17 protein-coding genes and 1 tRNA gene are annotated in these 18,295 nt (G+C 50.6%); 14 read left to right on the top strand and 4 right to left on the bottom strand.

What is annotated here, in order from left to right; genetic code table 11:
* The first annotated feature begins 67 nt into the window (after positions 1-67).
* From HA51_RS15845 to HA51_RS15795, 12 genes are all read left to right on the top strand, one after another.
* Positions 68-1,126: a branched-chain amino acid ABC transporter substrate-binding protein gene (locus tag HA51_RS15845; RefSeq protein WP_211282956.1), complete on the top strand. Its 1,059-nt coding sequence runs from the start codon at positions 68-70 to the stop codon at positions 1,124-1,126.
* An 80-nt stretch (positions 1,127-1,206) separates the two neighbouring features.
* Positions 1,207-2,121: an ABC transporter permease subunit gene (locus HA51_RS15840; protein WP_084935582.1), complete on the top strand. Its 915-nt coding sequence runs from the start codon at positions 1,207-1,209 to the stop codon at positions 2,119-2,121.
* Between the two features lie 10 nt (positions 2,122-2,131).
* On the top strand, positions 2,132-3,415 hold the full coding sequence (livM, locus tag HA51_RS15835) for a high-affinity branched-chain amino acid ABC transporter permease LivM (protein ID WP_084935581.1): 1,284 nt from the start codon (positions 2,132-2,134) through the stop codon (positions 3,413-3,415).
* A complete protein-coding gene (locus tag HA51_RS15830; RefSeq protein ID WP_084935580.1) occupies positions 3,408-4,283 on the top strand; it encodes an ABC transporter ATP-binding protein in 876 nt (291 codons plus the stop codon). The genes livM and HA51_RS15830 overlap by 8 nt, the downstream gene beginning before the upstream one ends.
* Positions 4,276-5,025, top strand: a complete 750-nt coding sequence (locus HA51_RS15825) for an ABC transporter ATP-binding protein (RefSeq protein ID WP_084935579.1) — start codon at positions 4,276-4,278, stop codon at positions 5,023-5,025. Before HA51_RS15830 ends, HA51_RS15825 begins: the two co-directional genes overlap by 8 nt.
* Before the next feature lie 120 nt (positions 5,026-5,145).
* On the top strand, positions 5,146-6,558 hold the full coding sequence (locus tag HA51_RS15820) for an EmmdR/YeeO family multidrug/toxin efflux MATE transporter (RefSeq protein WP_084935578.1): 1,413 nt from the start codon (positions 5,146-5,148) through the stop codon (positions 6,556-6,558).
* Between the two features lie 134 nt (positions 6,559-6,692).
* Positions 6,693-6,860, top strand: a complete 168-nt coding sequence (locus tag HA51_RS27225) for a hypothetical protein (protein WP_169718790.1) — start codon at positions 6,693-6,695, stop codon at positions 6,858-6,860.
* 360 nt (positions 6,861-7,220) lie between these two features.
* Positions 7,221-9,500, top strand: coding sequence for a catecholate siderophore receptor Fiu (locus HA51_RS15815; protein WP_084935577.1), 2,280 nt, complete (start codon positions 7,221-7,223; stop codon positions 9,498-9,500).
* 49 nt (positions 9,501-9,549) lie between these two features.
* Complete coding sequence (ybiX, locus tag HA51_RS15810; RefSeq protein WP_084935576.1) at positions 9,550-10,227, top strand: PKHD-type hydroxylase YbiX; 678 nt, start codon at positions 9,550-9,552, stop codon at positions 10,225-10,227.
* Between the two features lie 229 nt (positions 10,228-10,456).
* On the top strand, positions 10,457-11,302 hold the full coding sequence (locus HA51_RS15805) for a sugar phosphate isomerase/epimerase family protein (protein WP_158087375.1): 846 nt from the start codon (positions 10,457-10,459) through the stop codon (positions 11,300-11,302).
* A 154-nt stretch (positions 11,303-11,456) separates the two neighbouring features.
* A complete protein-coding gene (locus HA51_RS15800) occupies positions 11,457-12,779 on the top strand; it encodes an MFS transporter (protein ID WP_084935574.1) in 1,323 nt (440 codons plus the stop codon).
* Positions 12,780-12,813: 34 nt separating this feature from the next.
* Entirely contained in the window at positions 12,814-13,731 is a 918-nt protein-coding gene (locus HA51_RS15795; protein ID WP_084935573.1) for a 2-hydroxyacid dehydrogenase, read from the top strand.
* A gap of 27 nt (positions 13,732-13,758) precedes the next feature.
* Here HA51_RS15795 and HA51_RS15790 read toward each other — a convergent pair whose 3' ends face one another.
* The 4 genes from HA51_RS15790 to HA51_RS15775 form a co-directional block, all read right to left on the bottom strand.
* Positions 13,759-14,580 (bottom strand): sugar phosphate isomerase/epimerase family protein, encoded by an 822-nt coding sequence (locus HA51_RS15790; RefSeq protein ID WP_158087374.1) that lies wholly within the window; start codon positions 14,578-14,580, stop codon positions 13,759-13,761.
* Positions 14,581-14,868: 288 nt separating this feature from the next.
* A tRNA-Asn gene (locus HA51_RS15785) sits at positions 14,869-14,944 on the bottom strand.
* A gap of 104 nt (positions 14,945-15,048) precedes the next feature.
* A complete protein-coding gene (mtfA, locus tag HA51_RS15780; RefSeq protein ID WP_084935571.1) occupies positions 15,049-15,816 on the bottom strand; it encodes a DgsA anti-repressor MtfA in 768 nt (255 codons plus the stop codon).
* A gap of 172 nt (positions 15,817-15,988) precedes the next feature.
* The gene (locus HA51_RS15775; RefSeq protein WP_084935570.1) at positions 15,989-16,669 is read right to left on the bottom strand and encodes an ASCH domain-containing protein; all 681 of its coding nucleotides are present in this window, start codon (positions 16,667-16,669) and stop codon (positions 15,989-15,991) included.
* A 592-nt stretch (positions 16,670-17,261) separates the two neighbouring features.
* Here HA51_RS15775 and HA51_RS15770 point away from each other — a divergent pair.
* Positions 17,262-17,960 (top strand): phosphohydrolase, encoded by a 699-nt coding sequence (locus HA51_RS15770; protein WP_084935569.1) that lies wholly within the window; start codon positions 17,262-17,264, stop codon positions 17,958-17,960.
* A gap of 76 nt (positions 17,961-18,036) precedes the next feature.
* Positions 18,037-18,285 carry a hypothetical protein gene (locus tag HA51_RS15765; RefSeq protein ID WP_084935568.1) on the top strand — a complete coding sequence of 83 codons (249 nt, stop codon included), beginning with the start codon at positions 18,037-18,039 and terminating at the stop codon, positions 18,283-18,285.
* Positions 18,286-18,295 lie beyond the last annotated feature (10 nt).

The following is an 18,295-nucleotide window of genomic DNA, read 5'->3' as shown; positions in this document are numbered from 1 at the left end:
GATTGAAAGCATGTCTTTGAAATTCATAAAACACCCAGTGAAGGTGGTACTTGCAGGTTGCCTGAGCGTGGCTTTTTACGCTCAGGCAGATATCAAGATTGGTGTAGCAGGCCCGTTCTCGGGTCCAAATGCGACCTACGGGGCGCAGTATTGGAAGGGTGCGAGCCAGGCAGCGGATGATATCAACGCTGCCGGTGGGATAAACGGTGAAAAAATCGTGCTGGTACAGGGTGATGATGCCTGTGAACCCAAGCAGGCGGTGTCGGTGGCAAACCGCTTAGTCGATCAAGACAAAGTCATGGCGGTAGTTGGCCACTTCTGCTCCTCCTCCACCATGCCTGCCTCGGAAGTGTATGACGAAGCCGGAGTGCTGGCGATCACCCCCGGATCCACCAATCCACAAATCACCGAACGCGGTATGAAAACCATGTTCCGCATGTGTGGTCGTGACGATCAGCAAGGCGCGATTGCCGCCGATTTCATCATCGATAAACTGAAAGCGAAAAAAGTAGCGGTAATCCACGACAAAGACACCTACGGTCAGGGGCTGGCTGATGCCACCAAAGCGGCGCTGGAGAAACGAGGCGTGAAGGAGGTGTTATATGAAGGCCTTTCTCGTGGTGAGAAAGACTTCAACGCGCTGGTGACGAAAATTGGTGCAGTCAAACCGGACGTGGTCTATTTCGGCGGATGCCATCCAGAAGCCGGGCCATTGGTGCGTCAAATGCGTGAGCAAGGTGTCAATGCGGCCTTCTTCTCCGGCGACTGTATTGTGACAGCAGAGATGGTGACTGCAGCCGGGGGTCCGCAATATACCAAAGGGGTGTACATGACCTTTGGCAACGACCCACGCACCCTTCCAGAGGGTAAAGCAGTGATTGAGAAATTCCGCGCCAGCGGTTTCGAACCGGAAGGCTATACCCTTTACGCTTATGCCTCTGTGCAGGCAATTGCTGCAGCATATAAAGCCGCAGGGAAAGATAATGCGAAAGCCAGTGATTGGTTGAAGGCCAATAGCGTCGATACCGTGATGGGCAAAAAATCTTGGGACGGTAAAGGCGACCTTAAAGTCTCTGATTATGTTGTTTATCAGTGGGATGATAAAGGTAAGTATCATCAGCTGTAATTCGACACGCGGCCCTGCATTGCGGGGCCTTTCGCGATTGAACGCGAAATCTGCGTTACTTTTACATGCGAGACAGACCTATGGACGCTTTCTTCATACAGCAGATGATCAACGGCCTGACTTTGGGCGCGGTATATGGGTTGATCGCTATCGGCTATACCATGGTGTACGGCATTATTGGCATGATCAACTTCGCGCACGGCGAGGTGTATATGATCTCGGCCTACCTGTGTGCCATCGGCTTGGCGTTACTGAGTTATTTTGGCATTCACTCCTTCCCTTTGCTGATCTTTGGCACGTTACTCTTCACCATCATTGTTACTGCCGCTTATGGCTGGGCGATAGAGCGCATTGCTTATCGTCCACTGCGCAACTCGACGCGCCTTGCTCCGCTGATTTCAGCAATTGGCATGTCGTTGATCCTGCAAAATTACGTACAGCTTAGTCAGGGGCCAAACCAGCAAGGGATTCCAACGCTGATGACGGGCGTGCTGCGTATGGAAATTGATGGCGGTATTGTGCAGATCACGTGGACGAAAGTGTTCATCCTAATTGCCGCCTTCTGTGGCATGGCATTTCTCACCTGGATTATTCAGTACACCAAGCTGGGGCGTATTTGCCGTGCGGTGCAGCAGGACCGTCGCATGGCTTCGATTCTCGGCATCAATACCGATCGCGTGATTTCGCTAGTGTTTGTGATGGGCGCTGCGATGGCGGGTTTAGCGGGCGTATTGGTGACGATGAACTACGGCACCTTCGATTTCTACGCTGGCTTTATTATCGGCATCAAAGCGTTTACGGCGGCGGTGCTCGGTGGCATTGGTTCGCTGCCCGGCGCGATGCTGGGAGGATTGCTGCTTGGCGTGGCGGAAGCCCAGTTTGCGGGGTTGGTGAACTCGGATTACAAAGATGTATTCTCGTTTGCCCTGCTGGTGGTGATTTTAATCTTCCGTCCACAGGGGCTACTGGGACGTCCACTGGTTGCCAAAGTGTGAGGATGCAGCGATGAATGCAATGACGCAACGTGCGGGCATGCGCGAAGCATTGCTCGACACACTACTGGCCGGGGTGATCGCGCTGGTGGTGTTTGGCCCGATTGTGGGCGTGGTATTGGACGGTTACAGCTTCAAGCTGTCCCCGCAGCGCGTGGCGCTGTTGGTCGGGCTGGTCATGGTCGGGCGTTTGCTGCTCAGCTTGTTTCTCTATACAACCTTTGGGCAGCAATTCAAACGCAAATTTGAAGGTAGTGATGATGGTGTTTACGTACGTGAACCGGGTTATCGTTCGCGGTTACGCTGGATCTTGCCGCTGTTACTGATTGCCGCGTTGGCCTTTCCCTTTCTCTCCAGCAAATACCTGCTGACCGTGGCGATTCTTGGGTTGATTTATGTGCTGCTTGGCCTTGGACTGAACATTGTAGTGGGCTTGGCTGGGCTACTCGATTTGGGCTACGTGGCATTTTACGCCATCGGGGCTTACGGCCTGGCGCTGGGGTACGAGTACCTTGGCTTAGGGTTCTGGAGCATGTTACCGATTGCGGCGCTGATGGCGGCTTTTGCCGGCGCACTGCTTGGTTTTCCCGTGCTGCGTATGCATGGCGATTATCTGGCGATTGTGACGCTTGGCTTTGGCGAAATCATTCGTTTGGTTCTGACCAACTGGCTGTCGTTTACCGGAGGGCCGAATGGGGTATCGGTGCCATCACCGACCTTTTTCGGTCTGGAGTTTGCCCGACGCGCACGAGATGGCGGCGTACCTTATCACGAGTTTTTGCACCTCGATTACAACCCAAACATGAAGTTTATCTTCATCTACGTGGTACTGGTGCTGGTGGTCCTGTTAGTGCTGTTCATTAAACACCGACTCACACGCATGCCCATCGGTCGCGCTTGGGAAGCGCTACGGGAAGACGAAATTGCCTGCCGTGCCATGGGGCTGAATCATGTCTTGGTGAAGCTTTCAGCCTTTATGCTCGGCGCATCAACAGCGGGCATCGCAGGGGTGTTTTTCGCCAGTTATCAAGGATTTGTGAATCCCACTTCTTTCACCTTCTTTGAGTCTGCGCTCATTCTGGCGATTGTGGTGTTAGGCGGTATGGGTTCGACACTCGGCGTAGTGCTCGCCGCTTTTGTGCTGACGGTTGCACCTGAACTGTTGCGTAGCTTTGCTGAATATCGCGTGCTGCTGTTTGGCATGTTGATGGTGTTGATGATGATCTGGCGACCACGAGGATTGGTGCGCACCGCGCGCGTGGGTGTTCCCTTGCGTAAAGGAGTACGCCATGAGTGATGCCATTCTACAAGTCAACAACCTGATGATGCGCTTTGGCGGCATTAAAGCGCTGAATGATGTCAGCTTATCCGTGGAACGAGGTTCGGTGACCTCACTGATTGGGCCTAATGGTGCGGGCAAAACCACAGTATTTAACTGCCTTACCGGCTTTTATCGCGCCACCGGCGGGCGCATTATGCTCAATGCCAACCAGCGTCATACCGACGTGATTCAGGTGCTGGGGCAGAAAATCCATCCGCAGGATTGGCTCAACCCCGCCCGCTTGGGTTCGCGCATTTGGTACAAAATGTTCGGTGGGGCTCATTTGGTCAATCGTGCCGGGCTGGCACGAACCTTCCAGAATATCCGTTTATTCCGTGAGATGTCGGTGGTGGAGAATTTGCTGGTGGCGCAACACATGCTGGTCAATCGCCAATTGCTGGCCGGCGTGATGAACACGCGTGGCTACCGTGAAGCGGAAAATCGGGCATTGGACCGCGCGTTTTATTGGCTGGAAAATGTTGATTTAGTCTCAAGCGCCAATCGGCTGGCGGGCACGCTTTCTTATGGCCAACAGCGGCGATTAGAGATTGCACGTGCCATGTGCACGCGTCCAGAACTGATTTGTCTCGATGAGCCTGCAGCAGGTCTCAACCCGGTTGAGACGGATACCCTTAGCCAAATTTTGCATCGCCTACGTGCTGACCATCGTATTAGCGTGCTGTTAATTGAACACGATATGCCGATGGTGATGCGCATTTCCGATCACATCGTGGTGCTCGATCACGGTGATGTGATTGCACAGGGTACACCGCAGCAAATCCGCCACGATCCCAAAGTGATTGCCGCCTATCTGGGTGCCGATGAGGAGAGCGACCATGGCTGAATCGATGCTGAGCTTTGAACAGGTTGATGTGTTTTACGGTCCCGTGCAGGCGCTCAAACAGGTCTCGCTGACGGTGAACCAAGGGGAAACCGTGGCACTGATTGGTGCGAACGGGGCGGGTAAATCGACGCTGTTGATGTCGATTTTTGGCCAGCCGCGTATCGCCAGCGGTGACATTCGCCTGCGTGGGGAATCGATTGGCCATCGCAGTACCCATTTTATCGCCGCCAGCGGAATTGCGCAGGCACCGGAGGGGCGGCGCATTTTCCCGGATATGACGGTTGAAGAGAATCTCTTGATGGGCACCATCGCCGTAGGGGAACGGCATGTCAAAGAGGACAAAGAGCGGATGTATCAGCTGTTTCCGCGTTTGCTGGAACGGCGCAAGCAACGTGCGATGACGCTCTCCGGCGGTGAACAGCAGATGTTGGCCATTGCGCGTGCGCTGATGAGCCGCCCAAAGCTGTTGTTGCTGGATGAACCGAGCCTTGGCTTGGCGCCTATCGTGGTCAAGCAGATATTCAACATCCTGCGCGAACTGACGCAGCAGGGCATGACGCTTTTTTTGGTTGAGCAGAATGCCCGACATGCGTTGCAGTTGGCCGACCGCGGTTATGTGATGGTCAATGGTGAAATTAAATTGAGTGGCAGGGGGGAAGAACTCTTAAATAATGATGAGGTGCGCAGTGCCTATCTCGGTGGTGCAGCGGATCCTGCGGTGGTGGCGGCAAAAAGTTTGTAATAATGATTAAATGGTGACAGGAAACACTTTGCATATTTCTCAGTGGCCTATCATCATTATTACTCATCTTCCTCTCCAAAGTGATTTGGTACTCCCTTGCAAAATCCTGGCGTAGCAGTGATGCGTGCGGTCAGAAAAACGGCGTGGTATCCAAAACGTCGTTCTTATCGCACGCTGTTGTGGCGTGAAATCACGCCACTGGCCGTGCCCATCTTTATTGAAAACCTGTGTGTGATGCTGATGGGCGTCCTCAGTACCTTCTTGGTTAGCTGGTTGGGTAAAGAGGCGATGGCGGGTGTTGGTCTCGCTGACAGCTTCAACATGGTCATCATCTCGTTCTTCGCGGCCATTGATCTCGGCACCACGGTGGTGGTGGCCTTCAGCCTCGCCAAACGCAACGGTAAACGTGCCCGCGCCGCCACACGCCAGTCGCTGGGATTGATGACGGTATTGGCATTTGTGCTGGTGATTGTCATTGAGTTGTGGGGGCATCTGATCATTGATGGCATTGCGGGTAGCGCAGAGCCTAAGGTGAAAGAGTTGGCGCTCAGCTATCTGCAAACTTCTGCGTGGAGTTATCCGGCTGCCGCCATTGCGTTAATTGGCAGTGGCTCATTGCGCGGTGCAGGAAACACCAAAATCCCCATGCTGATTAACGGCGGCATGAACATCCTGAACATCGTGATCAGTAGTGTGCTGATTTACGGTGCCATGGGCTGGGAGGGGATGGGTTTTATCGGTGCCGGATTAGGATTAACGATTTCACGCTACATCGGTGCAGTGGCTGCCATTTATGTGCTTTATCGCGGTATTACACCGGCTTTAAAAATTACCATCGCCAGTTATTTTCGCCGTTGGGATCGTAACATCCTGATGGAGGTACTGGGGATTGGTGTACCAGCCAGTATTGAATCGGTTCTGTTTAATGGCGGCAAGTTGCTGACGCAGATTTTTGTTGCAGGCATGGGAACCAACGAAATTGCCGGTAACTTTATTGCTTTCTCGATTGCCACATTGATTAACCTCCCCGGCAACGCCTTGGGCTCGGCTTCAACCATTATTACTGGCAAGCGGTTGGGTAAAAATGAAGTCATGCAAGCGGAACGGCAGATTAAGCATGTATTTTGGTTGGCCATGATCGGTCTTTGTTCGCTGGCGTTGATTACCGTGCCGCTTGCCGGGACGCTGGCGAAGTTCTACACACGTGACCCAGAAGTTATTGAGGTCACAAAACATCTTATCTGGCTTAATGCCGCCTTTATGCCTATCTGGACAGCTTCTTGGGTGTTGCCTGCTGGACTGAAGGGCGCGCGTGATGCGCGTTATACCATGTACGTGTCGATGTTCAGTATGTGGGGGGCGCGTGTGGTCGCGGGCTATGTACTGGGTATCATGCTGGGTATGGGCGTGGTAGGCGTGTGGCTTGGGATGTTCCTCGACTGGACCGTGCGAGGTGTTTTCTTCTGGTTGCGCCTGACCAGCGGTAAATGGCTCAACAACTATCGGCGCATGCTGGCTAAAAGTAGGGCCTAGTGACCATGGCCGCTAGAAAAGGCGGCCATGTGCTGATATGCATTAAACGGGATTCCATCGCATATCTAATCGTTTTAGTTATTACTCGGATTAGGCTTTACTGTCAGGGTCAACAATTACTGGAGAGCCTGACGATGAAAACGATGCTTTCACAATGGTTTAATCGCCTGATCAATGCGGAATCTCGGCCGGCTGAAGAGCGGGAATTTGAGATTAGCAGCCATATTGATTTACTGATCCCCATCAGCCAACTTTATGGCATCGAATTCCATCCATCGGTATACCGCTACTATGAGAGATGAACGATTCCTTCTCGTCATGCGCTACAGTTACTGGAAGGAACTGTGCACTCATCAAAAAAACCGCTGCCATGTCCAGCGGTTTTTTTATGTCTGAATTTTGCCCCTTTCTTACTCAATTTTAAGCCAATCCCTACAAATCATTCAGCATGGCGCTGATTGTATGAATTATGTAAGCCCTCAGTAAAGAAATGTATTCCCAATCCGCATTGCTCGTGCAAGAATAAAAAAGTAAATGATAACCATTGGCGTTATCATTTAGGTGTTTCATCCTGATGATGCTTCAAGCCGCTGTTTATCAGCACTTAACGCCGCAAGGATGTGACGAGCACGTCAATAACGATAAGAAACTTCCCTTTTAAAATGGATAATAATCGCACTTTGCCGTTTGGCAGCTTCAACTCGCTGACCCTGTTTACTGGGCTTTGCATTGGTATTTCTCCTGCCGCCGCACTGGCCGCGGATAACGCCACAAAAAAATCTGAAGATACCCTCGTGGTCAATGCGCAGACGCCTTCGCTGTATGCCCCAAATGCGTCTGCTGATCCTAAATTCAGCCGTCCGTTGGTTGACACCACACGTACCATGACAGTGATTCCTGAGCAGGTGATTAAAGATCAGGGCGTCAATAATCTGACTGATGCACTGAAAAACGTACCCGGCGTCGGGGCGTTTTATGCCGGTGAAAACGGCAGCTCCTCAACCGGTGATGCGGTGTATATGCGCGGTATGGATACCTCAAATAGTATCTACGTTGATGGTATTCGCGATATCGGTAGCGTCACGCGTGATACCTTCAATACCCAACAGGTGGAAGTGATTAAAGGGCCATCCGGCACTGATTACGGCCGCAGTGCGCCGTCTGGTTCCATCAATATGATCAGTAAACAGCCCCGCCTGGATACAGGTCTTGATGCTTCTGTCAGTGTTGGCAGTGCATGGATGCGTCGCGGCACACTGGATTACAATCAGGCAATTAACGACAACAGCGCATTCCGTCTGAATTTGATGGGTGAAAAAACCCACGATGCCGCGCGTGATAACGTCCAGAACGAACGTTACGGCGTTGCGCCTTCGCTGGCGTTTGGTCTTGATACCTCAACACGTCTCTACCTGAACTATTTGCATGTACATCAGAACAACACGCCTGATGGTGGCATTCCTACCATCGGCCTGCCTGGCTACTCTTCACCGACGCCTGCGACATCGGCTTTGAACAATTCGGGCAAGGTCGCCACCAGCAACTATTACGGCACGGATTCAGATTTCGATAAATCCACCACGGATAGCGGCACCATTCGCTTCGAGCATGATTTCAACGACAACACCACCATTCGCAACACGACGCGCTGGTCGCGGGTGAAGCAGGAGTATCTGTTAACGGCGGTGATGGGGAGTGCGATTACCACACCCAATCCGAACGATGTTGGCACCTGGAGCTGGACGCGTAATGCCAATTTAAAAGATGTCAGCAACCGCATCCTGACCAACCAAACGAATATTACCTCCAAGTTCTATACCGGTTCGGTGGGGCACGATATCAGCGCGGGTGTAGAGTTTACGCGTGAAAATCAGACCAACTATGGTGTGAATGCAATTACCGCGCCTAATGTGAACATCTATCATCCCATCAGCAGCATCTCGGTGGGCGGGCTGGATCGTAACGGTGCCAATGCGAATGGCCAGACCGACACCACGGGCATTTATGCCTTTGACACATTAGCCATCACCAAAAACTTTGAGCTGAACGGCGGTATCCGTCTTGATAGCTATCATACGGATTATGACAGTGCGACAGCTTGTGGTGGCACAGGACGAAATCCAGTGGCCTGTCCGGCAGGTGCGGCGATTGGTACACCGGTCACCACAGTCGATACAGCAAAATCCGGTAACCTGGTGAACTGGAAGGCGGGCGCACTCTATCGTCTGACCGAGCAGGGCAATGTTTACGTCAACTACGCGATTTCTCAACAGCCTCCGGGTGGCAGCAGCTTTGCGTTGGCAGCAGGCGGAACCGGTAACAGTGCAAACCGCACTGACTTCAAACCGCAGAAAGCGAAATCTAGCGAAGTGGGCACCAAATGGCAGGTCATGGATAATCGTCTGCTGTTGAACGCGGCGCTGTTCCGTACCGACATAGAGAACGAAGTGGATGCCAATGATGATGGCACCTACTCACAAACCGGTAAGAAACGCGTAGAGGGCTATGAGCTGTCAGCCACGGGCAACATCACGCCAGACTGGGAGGTGATTGCGGGTTACACCATGCAGCATGCTTCAGTTCGTGAAGGGGCTAGCGTGACACAGGATGGCTCATCCTCGATTGCTTATACACCGAAACACGCCTTTACCTTATGGACGCAGTATCAAGCTACCGATGCGATTTCCGTTGGCGGGGGCGCGCGCTATGTGGGCAGCCTGCGTCGTGGCAGCGATGGTGCGGTGGGCACGCCTGATCATACCGAAGGCTACTGGGTAGCCGATGCCAAGCTGGGTTATAAGGTAAACAACAACCTTGATCTGCAGCTTAACGTGTACAACCTTTTCGATACCAACTATGTGGCTTCGATCAACAAGAGTGGCTACCGCTATCATCCGGGTGAACCGCGCACCTTCCTGTTGACCGCAAACGTGCATTTCTAAGTCTTTACGTGGGGCGGGTGCGCCCCACATTTTATGAGAGAACAACGCGATGATGTATCACATTCCCGCAGTGTTGGCGCCGGAAGAGGTGGCTAAATTCAGTGCATTGCTACAACAGGCTGAATGGATTGACGGACGTGCAACGGTCGGTAGCCAAGGCGCGACGGTGAAAAATAATCAGCAGATTGATACGCGAACGCCGCTTTACGATCAGCTGCAAGCGGCGGTGATGCAAGCTTTGAACACCAACCCGCTGTTCTTTTCCGCCGCACTGCCTCGCTCAATTTCTACACCGCTGTTTAACCGTTATGAACAAGGTGAAACTTACGGTTTTCATGTGGATGGTGCGGTGCGTCACAACGGTGCTGCGGGCTGGATGCGTACTGATCTTTCCGCCACGCTGTTTTTGAGCGAGCCAGAGAGCTATGAAGGCGGGGAGTTGGTGATCGAGGATACCTATGGTCAACACAAAGTGAAATTACCCGCCGGTCATCTGGTGCTCTATCCTTCCAGCAGTCTGCACTGTGTTACACCGGTGACGTATGGTGCGCGTATTGCTTCGTTTCTATGGATTCAATCCATGGTACGAGATGACAAGCAGCGTGCGATGCTGTTTGAGCTGGACCGGAATATTCAAAGCCTTAAAGCACGCCATGGCGATAGCGAAGAGTTGTTGTCACTGCTGAATATGTATCACAACCTGCTGCGCGGATGGACTGAAGTATAAGCTTACCCTTACCGCGCTGAGCGCGGTTAACTCACTACGTCAATAGACAATTGTTCACCTTCCTCCTGCATCTCTTTCAAATGTTCACGTGATGAAATTGTGAAATGCCCTAAATTCGCTACCCAAAGCCCTCTTTCGTGATCTGGTCGCCTTTTCCTGCGCTATTTTTTTGTTAAAAATGTGTTCATACGGTCGTTATCTGAACTTTAGTTCATCAGGAGGAGCGCATATGAGTCAGTTCGAAATAGGTGTCAACACGGCTATGTTTGACGGTTTGGATAATGATATTGCTTTCAGCACTATCCAAAAAGCCGGGTTTCGTTATGTCGAACTTGCCTATAACCAAGGGTACGTCGGTGATATGCCGCCTGAACTCTTTAGTGCCGATAACGCGCGTAATATCAGCGGGTTACTGGAAAAATATCATTTAAAAACACGTTCTTTTGGCGCCACCATGAATATGGGTGCGGTAGACGCCGTTGCACAGTTTACGCGCCGTATCCATTTCGCTCATTTAATTGGAGCAAAATGGATCAATATTTGTGTGGGGCGTCAGCAGGATCGACAACAAATTATTGCCAATCTTAAACAACTTGCTCCGATAGCGGAGGATAAGGGATGTGTCATTTGCCTGGAGAATGGCGGAGACCCAAATTATGACGTTTTTCGCTTAGTTGAGGATGGGGCAGCGCTGCTTGACGCGATTGATCATCCCGCAGTCTCAGTCAATGTAGATGCAGGAAATATTGTCTCACTTTGTCCTGATGTCGATCCTATTGAACAAGCGATTGCAATGCTTCCCTATGCGCAGCACTGTCATTTAAAAGATTTGGACGTTATTGACGGCGAAGTGCATTTTACCCCGATAGGCCACGGGCAATTAAATTATGTGCCAATGATAGGGATGCTTGAAGCGAAAAACATTCCTTGCAGCCTGGAAATACCACTACGCATGCATCGCCAGCGTGACAGTTATCCATTGCGTGGAGATGCACCTATTGATCCCGCTCGTAGTCTTGAGGTTCTAATTCAGTCTCGTAAGACACTCGAGAAATGGTTGGGTTCTACATTTTAGTTTGAAGGTTCTAATCACAGAAATAAAGGGCGCTGCTGCTGATACCATTAATCAGCGGGCGGTGTTCTGTATATCAATGATAATGATCTTAATTCACACTATAAGCTTTATTAATTAAATCCGTTGTTTAACGAGTTTAAGCTGAAGGTTAATTATGTCTAATTCAACGTTGAATACAGCACCTAAATCGGGCAAGCCGACCCAGTTTCGCTGGGCAATATTTGCCACTATGTTCTTTCTGTTAGCTGTCAATCTAATGGACCGCATTACTCTCTCGATTGGTATGCCCTATATTAAAGATGAATTTCATCTTTCACCCACTATGCAGGGCCTTATTTTAAGCAGTTTTTTCTGGTCTTATGCACTATTGCAGGTTCCTGGCGGTTGGTTATTGGATCGCTATGGGCCGCGCAAAGTGATCACCGGGGCGCTATTTGGTTGGGGATTCTTTCAAGCGATTATTGGTTTGGCGAGCGGCGGCCTTAGCCTAATTCTTGCTCGTATTGGCTTAGGGGCGATGGAAGCGCCTGTTTCGCCAAGTGGAGCGAAATTAAGCTCAACCTGGCTGACACAATCTGAGCGAGGCCGTGGTGCTGTTATCATGGATTCCGGCAGTCCGCTGGGGGTGGCGATAGGCGGTATTATTGTCGCGCACTTGATCGTGGTGCTTGATTCCTGGCGTGTAACTTTTGTCGTCGTCGGGTTGTTCACCATGGTGTTGGGCTTCTTTGCATGGAGAATCCTGCGTGACAGACCGACTCAACATCCAAAGGTAAGCCAGCAGGAAATTGATTACATTGCAGCAGGTAATGTTGAGGGTTCCTCGACGGATTCCTCATCGGCTCCCACGAAAGGATTGGGCATTAGTTGGTTCACGATGATCGCTATCATGCTAGGCCGAGCCTCTTGGGGCATGGTGTATTGGGGTTTATTAACTTGGGGGCCGAGTTATTTGGCTCAGGCTCAAGGCTTGCAACTGGCTTCCATTGGCAATTCGACCTTCTTGATCTTCATTATGGGTACAGCAGGATGCCTGTTTAGTGGCTTCTTCGCTGATTACTTGGTGAAACGAGGCGTAAGCCATAATGTTGCATTGAAAAGCCTCTTGTCCGTTTCTGGATTGGTAGGACTTGGGGTTCTTTATGCTTTAGCTACGGTTAAAAATCCTAACTTGGCGGTGGGACTGTTATCGGTCGCTGCATTCTTTATGATGTTCGGCAGTTTATATTGGAGTTTCCCGGCAATTTTAGCACCCAAAGACCGCGTTGGTATGGTGGGTGGGTTAATGAATATGGCAAACAGCTGTGCCGGTATTCTTGTTCCTATTTTGGTCGGGGTTATTCTGCAGCTTACTGGCAGCTTTGAAAGTGTGCTGGTCTATTTCGCCATCTGTGCAGGATGCTATACCCTCGGTACGCTCTGTATTAATTTTAATAAACTGCCTGTTAAAAGCGGACAGCTTTCATTTCAGAAGTAGACATAAAGCAGTTTTAAAATTAACAGGGGGAAGAATGTCTGTAATATTGCGTGCAAATAAGGTTCCACAGACATTGGTTGATGCTTTGTCGACTGAAAATGAAGTTATCGGTCTGGAGATGTTGTCGCCAGAAAATGCCCATGAGATTGAAATTATATTAGCCAGTGGTGAATCGATTGTTGATGACGTCTTGATCAATACATTGACAAGCTTGCGTTTGATTGCGGTATTTGGCGTAGGTTATGACGGCATAGATATTCGTGCTGCACAGCAACGTGATATCTCCGTGACCAATACGCCCGATATTTTAACCGATGATGTGGCTGATTTGGCGATAGGCTTAATGCTGAGCGTTGCACGACGGATTAATGACGCGCAGCGGTTTATCGAGCGAGGAGACTGGCAAAACGGATCTTACCCACCGGCGGTGAAAATCAGTGGCAAGCGCTTGGGCATTGTAGGTTTTGGCCGGATTGGACGTGCAGTGGCGCGCAGGGCACAAGGATTTTCCATGCAGATTAGTTACTACAGTCGCTCACAATCTGCTGCTGAGGGTGTCACGTACTCTCCTTCACTGGTCACTCTCGCTGAAAATAGCGATGTGCTGATGGTGTGTGCCAGCGGAGGTAAAGAGAGCCATCATCTGATTAACAAGGAAGTGCTCGATGCGCTGGGGCCCGATGGGATTATCATCAATGTTGCCCGTGGTAGCGTGATTGATGAAGGTGCATTGTTAGAAGCGATCAACACGCACCGAATTGGTGGGGCAGGGCTGGATGTTTTTGCTGATGAACCGCATGCCCCCCAAGCATTTTATCATCGGGATAATGTGGTCATCACACCACATATTGGCAGTGCGACTCAGGCAACTCGCGCCGCAATGGCGAAATTAGTGATGGATAACATTGCCGCTTTCCAAGCTGGCCAACCCCTGCTGACGCCGGTCATTTGATGACAGGGGGCTTTGGCCCCCTGTTTGTCAGGCGTGCCAAGCACGCTGTAAAAACTCTCGGCATTGTTGCTCATTGTTCCACAGGTCATCCTGATCTGTGGTGCGCATCTCAATTGCAACCGAGATCGGTCCAATCTCTGTAGGCAACGGCAGATGACGGGCAGTCTCAATAATATGTGCAGCGGTAGCGTGCGTAAGGAAACCGGGTTCACCAAACTTCATGTGATAATCACCAAATCCTGCAGTCTGTGGATCAAGGATGGCATTAGCGAGATGTAGCTGAGAAATCAATGGCGCTGCCAGCGTCAGTGATTCTGCCAAATCTTCTTGATTCAATGCCACATGCGCACTGTCCCAAGCGAGATAAAGTTTTGGGCAATCAGGGCGGAGCGCTGTCATCCATTCAACGGTCTCATTGGTGGGGCCAATCAGTTGGCATTTGTGTGCAAAACGATCGAGCGGTTCGATCTGCAGCAGCATTCCCTCATATTGGCTTACCTCCTCACCGATGCGCACTATCGCTTCACTGAACCCCTTCATCGCCTCGTTGCGTAATGCATCGCCGGGATCGCTACCGCTCACCAGTGACAGTTTGCTAGTGCCACATTCCGCGGCGAGGTGGACTAACTCGCAAGCACGGCGAATCGATTTTTCGCGTAACGCACTATCCAGGCTACTGAGGTTTAACTGATCTTTTAATAATTCAAAGGTTAACCATTGAGTGACATGAAGGGCATGTTGTTGTGCCAAAATACGTATTCTTTTAGCCATTGCGGGTTGATGGAAGATCCCCGTTTCAAAGCCTTGGTAATAGTTACTGACTGCAATTTTCTCAATAACTTGCAGCATTGCATTTTCATCAGCGGTTACGGGAAAAAAGAGTTCTGCGAGATGCGCGGAAGGATAGAAAGTTGTCGGCATAATCTAGACATAGCCCCCTGTTTAGGAAAGATAGTGCTTTCAGAAAAGAAGTGAAAATTGACGGGTGGTAAATCAAGAATAGGTGCTTATGAACAAATGAACAATATATGTTCTTATGAACAACTCAGCAGTTTGAAGTGGATCCCAGTTTGAATGGCGGAATGTTCAGAATGCAAAAAGCCCGCTCAGGTTTCCCTGAGCGGGCTTCTCTAAATATGGCTCCTCTGACTGGACTCGAACCAGTGACATACGGATTAACAGTCCGCCGTTCTACCGACTGAACTACAGAGGAATCGTGTGAACGAGGCGAATATTAATGGCCCTCCCCAAATGTGTCAACAGCTAAAAAACACATTTGTATTCAATTGGCTAGCAATAGTACAAAGCGATGGCTAATTAAACAGAATCCACGGCGAGACGTGCCATCGGGTCCTGTCGGTAGAAGCGTTGTAAGTGGGCATACATATCTGGAAAGCGCTCAGCCAGCAGATTTGGTGCGCTAAAAAAGTACTCCGAAAGCACCGCGAAGCATTCTGCGGCATCACTGGCAGCATAAGGATCGATAGTAGCGGCTTGCTCACCGACTAGCGTGACCTCAGCTTCGATCTCTTCCATCGCTGACAACAAATCCTTTTCCCACTGAGCGACATCACGTAACGCCATCGCTGGAATACCGCTGGTATATCCGCTGCCGCGCGCATCCAGCTTGTGTGCCACTTCGTGGATCACGAGATTGTAGCCGGAGAGGTCAAAAGAGTCTTGAATATCCAACGCATTTAACACCACCGGACCTTGTGTCCAACTCTGTCCTGCATGTACGGCGGGAGCCTGGTGGACCAGCCCGCTATCATCTTCCCAATGGTCATCAACACTAAAGGGTTCGGGGTAAATTAACACTTCGTGGAAGCCGTCCAACCACTCCAGTCCGAGTTTTAATATGGGAAGGCAAAACAGCAGAGCAAGGCGTGCAAACTGCAGTTCAGTGAAATGCAGTCCTTGCAACAGAGATATTTTCTTCTGCTGCAAAAAGCGTTGCGCCAAGGCAGTGAGGGCAGCTTGCTCATCGGCAGTCAGCAGCGAAAAAATAGGTTGTGCCAGCGCCTGCTGCCAGGGAAGCGCCGTGACTGTGGTATCAACTTGCGCATTCCACGGCCATTTAAACATCGTGTGACTCGCTCTGCTGGGCGTAAGGGATTATCCTGGCGCGGCGGGTGAAAAATGCCAGCACAGAATCAAAGCTGAGTATTCAATCAGTTGCTACGAGAATTGTCTGTGATTAAGGTGGCAAAGCGAGCAGATAAAAGAGAGGCCGCCACATGGGGCGACCTAAGAGAAGTTAGCCTTCGCGTTCGACTCGCTGGAATTCGATCACCCATACCCATGGATTCACTTCCCAGCTGGTCGCGCCATACTGCTTCTGCCATGCTTTGCGGTAGGCTTCTTTCGGCGACTCAGCGTTCATGTTCATGGTAAAGAAATTATTCAGGAAGTGGGTATCGGTCTGCACTCCTTCCGCCATGATGTCATCTTCGCTGATATCTTGAATCTTTTCGGCGCGCACGGAGGTGATCGCCAAGTCTATGCGGCTGGCCCAACGTGGCATATGGATGGCGGTTTGCCAGCCAAACTGCTCGGCGTGTTGCACGTCCTCATCCAGCTGACCCAATTCATTACTGTCAGCGCGATACTGGCAAAATGCAGGGGTGCGGAAGGGAAGAGGATCGCGCTCATATTCGGCCAGTTGCTCTTCCGGCACAATCGGGCCACGCCAGGTTTCACGAACCCACAAACGGTCGCCCACCTGTCCAAACGGGCAGTGCGAGCTAATATCCGCCATCGACATCAGTTTATAACCGTGCAAATGGTTAGCGCTTACGTCAAACGCATGCACACCTTCATGGTAATCCTGACCCGGACCAAAGGCCTGAGTTTTCATAATCCGCCGGGTTTGCGTTTGCTGGCCAATCAGCAGGGCGCGTACCCGCTGTTCGGAAAAAAGAATCGGCCGTTCTTTCATTACGTACCTCATGTAGTCTCACTAACCCGGAAAACTTCGACGAAACATCCGCATCTGCAGATGGGAGAATCAGCATAATGGGTTTCAATCAATTTGCTTAATAATTTGTCGCCTCAGTATCAGGCTATTCCTGCATATTCCGGTTTTAAAAATGGCTCATAAGCAAAATGTGTGCTGGAAACAGCACTGCACCCAGCGCAGAGCCAGAAATATCCCTTATACAGTACGTTATAACGGCCGCCATGGGAATCTTTTCGGACTTTTCCCGATGTGAATATCACTGATGGTCCATGTTAATCAGCCTGTTTAACTGGAATAAATCAACATCGTGAAAATTGTTGATGGTTAAAATAGATTACCCATGTTTAACAGAGTTAATTAACTTAAACGAGACTAAGGAAATACCTAAAACGTGATCTACACTGGGAAACCCGCATTAACAGCGCTATAACAAGATCGGGATCGCATTTTCGCGCTTTGCACATCCAGGAAGGATGTAAAAAAAGTGTCACGACCATACCGCTATGATGTCCTCCAGGAGCAGCACCCTGAATGAGCGGTGCTTTTATAACAGCAATAAAGGAGAAGCACGATGTCACTCACCCGCTGGCAACAACGTTACGAGAACTGGCTGCAGCAGAATTGGCTGCATGATGATAAAGCCCATGATATCGCGCACCTGCGTCGCGTCTGGATGAGCGCGACGCGCATTATGCAGCACAGCGTCGCTGACCCCATGGTGGTCCTCACCGCCTGTTATTTCCATGACGTGGTTAACCTGCCGAAGAACCATCCGGAGCGTCATCTGGCCTCCACCTACGCCGCTGAAGAGACGCGCCGCATTCTGCAACAGGATTTTCCAGATTTCCCAGAGGCGCTGTTAGACAGCGTTGCCCATGCGGTTCAGGCTCATAGCTTTAGCGCGAGAATTGCACCACAAACGCTGGAAGCGAAAATTGTACAAGATGCCGATCGTCTGGAATCTTTGGGTGCTATCGGCTTGGCGCGCGTTTTCTACACGGCGGGTGCGTTAGGACGCCCGTTGTTCGATAGCGAAGATCCATTAGGAAAAGAGCGTGAATTGGATGACGTAAAGTGGACGTTGGATCACTTCCAGAAGAAGCTTCTGCGCTTACCAGAAACTATGCAAACTGAGGCAGGGCGCTTGTTAGCGGAGCATAATGCGGACTTCCTGGTACAATACATGGCCAAGCTCTGCGCGGAGTTGCAGGGGAATCTCACGACGATTGATGAGTCGGTATTAAGGGACTTCAGCCCTATACACTCCTAATATTAAATTTTTATGACAGTCTGTTAACTTTCATATTCTTCCGCTACGTTGTTGTAAATCAAAAGGGAGTATGAAGATGACCGAGACCGTTAACTTAACCATTAAAATTGACCCGGCGCTGAAGGAGCACATCAAACAGTTAGCCGCAGATAACCAAATCTCCATGAGCCAGGAGATCGTTAACCGCTTACAGGCCAGTTTGCATGCTGTTGAGCAACAGGACGTTGATAATCTGCATACCGAAGAAGCGGTGTCTGAACAGCTTTCCGCTTCTGAACTTAAGCAGGTACGTGCGCTGCTGAAGAAAGGTAAGAAAAAGAAATAAGCGAAAAAAC

It is taken from the genome of Pantoea rwandensis (assembly GCF_002095475.1).
Taxonomy (GTDB): Bacteria; Pseudomonadota; Gammaproteobacteria; order Enterobacterales; family Enterobacteriaceae; genus Pantoea; species Pantoea rwandensis.
This window is presented reverse-complemented; position numbering and strand designations above follow the sequence as displayed.

Bases quoted from the DNA above. Each gene is read 5' to 3' on its own strand.
- HA51_RS15840 (WP_084935582.1), top strand. From the start codon at position 1,207: ATGGACGCTTTCTTCATACAGCAGATGATCAACGGCCTGACTTTGGGC.
- livM (WP_084935581.1), top strand. From the start codon at position 2,132: ATGAATGCAATGACGCAACGTGCGGGCATGCGCGAAGCATTGCTCGAC.
- HA51_RS15830 (WP_084935580.1), top strand. From the start codon at position 3,408: ATGAGTGATGCCATTCTACAAGTCAACAACCTGATGATGCGCTTTGGC.
- HA51_RS15825 (WP_084935579.1), top strand. From the start codon at position 4,276: ATGGCTGAATCGATGCTGAGCTTTGAACAGGTTGATGTGTTTTACGGT.
- HA51_RS15820 (WP_084935578.1), top strand. From the start codon at position 5,146: ATGCGTGCGGTCAGAAAAACGGCGTGGTATCCAAAACGTCGTTCTTAT.
- HA51_RS27225 (WP_169718790.1), top strand. From the start codon at position 6,693: ATGAAAACGATGCTTTCACAATGGTTTAATCGCCTGATCAATGCGGAA.
- HA51_RS15815 (WP_084935577.1), top strand. From the start codon at position 7,221: ATGGATAATAATCGCACTTTGCCGTTTGGCAGCTTCAACTCGCTGACC.
- ybiX (WP_084935576.1), top strand. From the start codon at position 9,550: ATGATGTATCACATTCCCGCAGTGTTGGCGCCGGAAGAGGTGGCTAAA.
- HA51_RS15805 (WP_158087375.1), top strand. From the start codon at position 10,457: ATGAGTCAGTTCGAAATAGGTGTCAACACGGCTATGTTTGACGGTTTG.
- HA51_RS15800 (WP_084935574.1), top strand. From the start codon at position 11,457: ATGTCTAATTCAACGTTGAATACAGCACCTAAATCGGGCAAGCCGACC.
- HA51_RS15795 (WP_084935573.1), top strand. From the start codon at position 12,814: ATGTCTGTAATATTGCGTGCAAATAAGGTTCCACAGACATTGGTTGAT.
- HA51_RS15790 (WP_158087374.1), bottom strand. From the start codon at position 14,580: ATGCTGCAAGTTATTGAGAAAATTGCAGTCAGTAACTATTACCAAGGC.
- mtfA (WP_084935571.1), bottom strand. From the start codon at position 15,816: ATGTTTAAATGGCCGTGGAATGCGCAAGTTGATACCACAGTCACGGCG.
- HA51_RS15775 (WP_084935570.1), bottom strand. From the start codon at position 16,669: ATGAAAGAACGGCCGATTCTTTTTTCCGAACAGCGGGTACGCGCCCTG.
- HA51_RS15770 (WP_084935569.1), top strand. From the start codon at position 17,262: ATGTCACTCACCCGCTGGCAACAACGTTACGAGAACTGGCTGCAGCAG.
- HA51_RS15765 (WP_084935568.1), top strand. From the start codon at position 18,037: ATGACCGAGACCGTTAACTTAACCATTAAAATTGACCCGGCGCTGAAG.